Genomic DNA, 3,046 nt, shown 5'->3' with positions numbered 1-3,046 from the left:
TAGCCAAAGGCCACCAGCGTGATCAGCGGCTCGGCGATGTTGCCGACCAGGCTGGGAACGGCCAGCTTGCGCCAGACCAGCAGGTTGCGCCGAAAGACGGGCAGCCAGCGCCAGCTGAGTTGTGGCGCCCTGAACAGGTCGCGCCATGACGCTGGTTGTGCTTTCGTAGCGGGTAGGGCGGACATCACGCATCCTCCCTGATCTGGCGGCCGGTGAGCTTGAGGAACAGGTCCTCCAGGTTGGCTGGGCGATGCAGCGTGCGCAGCTGCGGGAATTCGGACAAGGCAACCAGCAGCCGCTTGGCGTCCTGGGTGTAGAAAAACACGGTTTCGCCACTCACTTCGGTGCGGGCGGCCAGGGCTTTCAGGGGCGAGTCGACCAGGCCCAAGGCGCCCGCGCCGTAGACCTCCACCACATCCGGCTCCAGGTTTTGCGCAATCAGGTCGCGCGGCGGGCCTTCGGTCATTTTCTTGCCATGGTCCAGCACCAGCAGGCGGTTGCACAGGCGCTCGGCCTCGTCCATGAAGTGGGTGGTCAGCAAAATGGATTTGCCCTGCTGCACCAGCCGCTGCAGGCGCTCCCACATCAGGTGCCGGGCCTGCGGGTCCAGGCCGGTGGTCGGCTCGTCGAGCAGCAGCAATTGCGGGTCATTGACCAGCGCGCGTGCCAAGCTCAGGCGCCGCTTCATGCCGCCAGACAGTTCGCTGAGCTTGGCATCGGCCTTGTGGGTGAGCGCCGCAAACTCCAGCAGCTTCGGGATACGGGACTTGATCACCGCGTCTTTCAGGCCGAAATAGCGGCCAAACACCAGCAGGTTTTCGGCGCATGAAAAATCCGGGTCCAGGCTGTCAAACTGGCTGACAATCCCCAGCCGTTCCTTGATGGCCAGCGCGTCCTGCGGCATGTGCAAGGCAGGCGCGGCCTTGCCGCCGGGGAAATAGGTAATGCGTCCCGTGTCGGGGGTCGTCAGCCCCAGGCACATGCGGATGGTGGTGGTTTTTCCCGCGCCGTTGGGGCCAATCACGCCCAGGCATTCACCCGGTGCGATGTCGAAAGACAGATCGTTGACGACGGTGCTGGCGCCATAGCGCTTGCTCAAGGCCTGAACTGAAAAAATCGGCGAACGGTCGGCTTGATTCATCGCTGCATTGTGCCCCGGGGCGGCGCTGACGGGCTGCACGATGATTTCTTCGGCGTTGGACCCAAGTTGCGGTAAATTGCAGAGTTACGCATTTCTTTTCAATCCTTTTTTTGGCCCCAATATGTCTGCAATCGGTACTCCTTTATCCCCTCATGCAACCAAAGTCATGCTGCTCGGCTCGGGCGAGCTGGGTAAAGAAGTGCTGATTGCGCTGCAGCGCCTGGGTGTGGAAACGATTGCCGTTGACCGTTACGACAACGCGCCTGGCCAGCAGGTGGCGCACCATGCGCGCACCATCACCATGAGCGATCCGGCGCAGCTCAAGGCGCTGATTGAAAAGGAGCGGCCGCATCTGGTCGTGCCCGAAATTGAAGCCATCGCCACGGGCATGCTGGAGGAACTGGAAGCCGCCGGCACGGTCCGCGTGATTCCCACCGCACGCGCCGCGCGCCTGACCATGGACCGCGAAGGCATCCGGCGCCTGGCGGCGGAAACATTGGGCTTGCCGACCAGCCCGTATGTGTTTTGTGATTCGCTGGAGGAGTTGCGGGCCGCCATCGATTCAAAAATCGGCTACCCCTGCATCGTCAAGCCGGTCATGAGTTCCTCGGGCAAGGGTCAGAGCAAGATTGCCGGGCCTCTGGACGTGAAAGCCGCCTGGGACTGCGCGATGGCCGGTGGCCGCGTCAGCCATGGCCGCGTGATTGTGGAGGGCTTCATTGATTTTGATTACGAAATCACCCAACTCACTGTGCGTGCGCTGGGTGCCGATGGCCAGGCCGAAACGCATTTTTGCGACCCGATTGGCCACATCCAGGTCAATGGCGACTATGTGGAAAGCTGGCAGCCGCAGCCCATGCATCCGGCCGCCTTGCAAAAGAGCCGCGATATTGCCGAAGCCGTGACCAACAACCTCGGCGGACAAGGCCTTTTTGGCGTCGAGCTGTTTGTGAAGGGCGACGAGGTGTGGTTCAGCGAAGTGAGCCCGCGCCCCCATGACACCGGCCTGGTGACGCTGTGCACGCAGTGGCAAAACCAGTTTGAACTGCATGCGCGAGCCATTTTGGGCTTGCCGGTCAGCACCGCGCTCAAGAGCCCAGGCGCCAGCGCCGTGATTTATGGCGGCGTCGACGCCAAGGGTATCGTGTTTGACGGCGTGGCCGACGCACTGCGTGTGCCCAACACCGACCTTCGCCTGTTCGGCAAGCCCGAGAGTTTCGTCAAGCGTCGCATGGGTGTCGCGCTGGCCTTTGATGACGATGTGGAAGTCGCGCGGGTCAATGCCAAGATGGCGGCTTCGCAAGTCAGGCCCCGTGTGGCTGGACAGACCCCGGCATGAATTTTCCTGAACTGCTTGCATTGATTTCCTGGGCGGACGCTTCGTCGCTGCGTATTCTGCTGGTCGCCGTTCTCGCCGTGGTGCTGGCCCTGCTGGTGCACCGCGTGGGCTCGGTCGTGGTGCTGCGTCTGACGCGTTCCATGCCGGTGGCGGCGATGGCGGCGCAGCAAGTCAAGGCGCCCGCCCGGCTGCTGCTGCCGATGATTGCGCTGCAAGCCGTCTGGCAGGGCGCGCCTGATGATTTTCCGCTGATCGGCGCTGTGCGCCATGCCAACACCCTGCTGCTGCTGTTGGCCCTGACCTGGCTGGGCCTGCGCGCTGCACGCGGGGTGTCCCTGGGCGTCATCAATTTGCATCCGATCAATGTCGACGACAACCTGAATGCGCGCCGCGTCCACACCCAGACCCGCATACTGGCCCGAATCGTCATGTTCACCGTGCTGCTGGCCGGGTTGGCCTTGATGCTGATGACTTTTCCGGGTGCGCGCCAGTTTGGCGCCAGCTTGCTGGCTTCGGCCGGCGTGGTCGGCCTGGTAGTGGGTATTGCAGCGCGCCCGGTCTTCAGC

General features: G+C 63.0%; 2 protein-coding genes and 2 pseudogenes. 2 read left to right on the top strand and 2 right to left on the bottom strand.

The annotated features are described in order from the left end of the window. Positions 1-185: pseudogene (locus B3F77_RS02935) on the bottom strand (nodulation protein NodJ); the annotation flags it as partial. Next, on the bottom strand, positions 185-1,141 hold the full coding sequence (locus tag B3F77_RS02930; RefSeq protein ID WP_293603505.1) for an ATP-binding cassette domain-containing protein: 957 nt from the start codon (positions 1,139-1,141) through the stop codon (positions 185-187). The gene B3F77_RS02930 and the pseudogene B3F77_RS02935, both read right to left, overlap by 1 nt. Before the next feature lie 121 nt (positions 1,142-1,262). Here B3F77_RS02930 and purT point away from each other — a divergent pair, with 121 nt between their 5' ends. Together purT and B3F77_RS02920 are read left to right on the top strand one after the other, a co-directional pair. After that, a complete protein-coding gene (gene purT / locus B3F77_RS02925) occupies positions 1,263-2,480 on the top strand; it encodes a formate-dependent phosphoribosylglycinamide formyltransferase (RefSeq protein WP_293603504.1) in 1,218 nt (405 codons plus the stop codon). Further along, positions 2,477-3,046 (top strand): annotated as a pseudogene (locus B3F77_RS02920) (mechanosensitive ion channel family protein); the annotation flags it as partial. The gene purT and the pseudogene B3F77_RS02920, both read left to right, overlap by 4 nt.

The organism is Polaromonas sp. UBA4122 (assembly GCA_002381615.1).
Lineage (GTDB): Bacteria > Pseudomonadota > Gammaproteobacteria > Burkholderiales > Burkholderiaceae_C > Polaromonas.
Note: the sequence above shows the minus strand (reverse complement) of the source record. Positions and strands in the feature narration are given on the sequence as shown.